This is a genomic window from Protofrankia sp. CiT1 (assembly GCF_917627335.1).
Classification (GTDB): Bacteria; Actinomycetota; Actinomycetes; order Frankiales; family Frankiaceae; genus Protofrankia.
This window is the reverse complement of record NZ_CAKJTP010000300.1, coordinates 1-1,817: the sequence shown is the minus strand read 5'-3', so window position 1 is coordinate 1,817 and position 1,817 is coordinate 1. Positions and strand designations below refer to the sequence as shown.

Here is a 1,817-nt window from a genome sequence, read left to right as displayed (position 1 = left end):
CGGCGGCCATACAGCCGGGCGCACATCGACGTGAGGATCTCGGTGATGTCGCGGACCAGGTCGTCGTCACCCTCTGCCGGGTCGACGACGAGCAGCCGGCGGCCCTGTGCGGCGAGCGCGGCCTCCACGTATTCGGCGCCGAACCGGGCGAACCTGTCGCGGTGCTCGACGACGATCGTGGCCACATCCGGGTCTCGCAGCAGCGCGAGGAACCTGCGGCGGTGGCCGTTGAGTGCGGAGCCGACCTCGGTCACGACCTTGCCGACGGGCAGGTTCTGCCCGGCCGCCCAGGCGGTCACCCGGGCGACCTGCCGGTCTAGGTCGGCCTTCTGGTCCGCCGACGACACCCGGGCGTACACCGCGGTCAGCCCGGTCGGCCGTTCGACGGCTTCCGGCTCCACCAGGATCAACCGACCTACCCGCCGGGCAGGTACCGGCAACGTGCCTTCTCGAAACCAGCGGTACGCGGTGACGTGATGCACGCCCTCACGCTCAGCCCACTGCTTCAAGTTCACTCATGCATCATACCGCATACTCAAGCTGCGGCAGTTGACAGCCCCCACCGCGACGGTGCCCAACTGTGGCCTGCCCTATCTGTCGTCCGGATTCGGTGGATGAGCGACGACCACCTTGCCCCGTCCGTCCGGATCGCTGGCCGCTTTCAAGGCCGGCGAACGCGCCATCAGCGCCTCATGGCAGCAGTGCGACCGGCCTCGTGAGGCGGACGACGGAGAAGTGTCGCCGGTCGAGGGTTGCGATGGCGTCGGCGCCGAGCCGTTCGGTGATCGCGAGAACGGAGGCGTCGACGGCGCCGAGTGGGAAGTCGCTGTACTTTTCAACCAGTTCGACCATCCGGGCGAGGTCTTGGCGAGCCAGCGGGACCAGGCTGATCTGTCCCGTGCTGATGGAGCGCAGGAACGCGGCTTCGGCGCGGGTGCCTTTCTCCCGTTCGAGCATGAAACAGACTTCGGTCAGGACGGGATAGGGAACGAGTAGCGGCCGGGGCGTGCGCCGCATGAGAGCGACGCTGCGGGCGTGGTGCTCGTCGTCGGTGTCGGCGGCGGCGATCAGCGGCCCGGTGTCCCAGACAATCACTCGGGGTCGCGCCCCAGTTCCGCGCGCAGGATCTCAGCCGAATGGGCGGCGAGATCGCCCTTGCCGCTGGCCAACGCACCGACGAAATCCGGTAGTGGCCACTCGTCGCCGCCGCTCTCGGCGGGCGCGCTCTCGCGCACGAGAGCCAGGATCGGCGCCACGTGCGATTCGGGCAGGCGGTCGATCAGACTGTGCAGCTCGTCCCGCAGAGTACTCACCCATTGAGGATACGACCGACGCGTGGCCAGCCACCTGGATCCGCCGGGGCCGGGCCGCAGGTTGAGCGTCTTCGTCGGGCCGATGCCGCGGAAGCCGCGGACCGAGGCGGCCCGGACGGAGATCACCGTGCGCCAGGGCACTCCAAAAGTCATCAGGGGGAACTGATAAACCGGCTTATCACTCGATGGAGTCGACGACTAGATGCTTCCCAGTAGCCTGTGAGTCGCCGGAGCGATCAGGGGAGGTACGCGGTGGAGAGCGCTGGGGCCACTATGGCGCTGCAGGACGTCGCGGATCTGGCGCGGGTTCGTCGTCCGGTCGTGAGCATGTGGCGTAGCCGCCCGCGCGTACGCGGTCAGCACCTGCCCTTTCCCGACCCGGTGGAGACCTCCGGCGGAATAGAACGATTCCTGCGCGAAGATATCGTCGCGTGGCTGGCGCGTACCGGCCGGGGCAACAACGCGGAGGCGAATCTCGACGCACCGGCGTTAAGCGTGCCGGAG

General features: G+C 68.4%; 3 protein-coding genes and 1 pseudogene. 1 reads left to right on the top strand and 3 read right to left on the bottom strand.

Going from position 1 to position 1,817, the window contains the following annotated elements:
- The 3 genes from MJ785_RS21850 to MJ785_RS21840 all read right to left on the bottom strand — a co-directional run.
- On the bottom strand, positions 1-515 hold a 515-nt coding region (locus MJ785_RS21850; protein ID WP_239382755.1), incomplete at its 3' end, for an IS607 family transposase.
- 175 nt (positions 516-690) lie between these two features.
- Positions 691-1,095 carry a type II toxin-antitoxin system VapC family toxin gene (locus MJ785_RS21845; protein WP_239311840.1) on the bottom strand — a complete coding sequence of 135 codons (405 nt, stop codon included), beginning with the start codon at positions 1,093-1,095 and terminating at the stop codon, positions 691-693.
- Positions 1,092-1,454, bottom strand: coding sequence for a hypothetical protein (locus MJ785_RS21840; protein WP_239382753.1), 363 nt, complete (start codon positions 1,452-1,454; stop codon positions 1,092-1,094). The genes MJ785_RS21845 and MJ785_RS21840 overlap by 4 nt, the downstream gene beginning before the upstream one ends.
- A 132-nt stretch (positions 1,455-1,586) precedes the next feature.
- Here MJ785_RS21840 and MJ785_RS21835 point away from each other — a divergent pair.
- Positions 1,587-1,817, top strand: a pseudogene (locus tag MJ785_RS21835) (hypothetical protein); the annotation flags it as partial.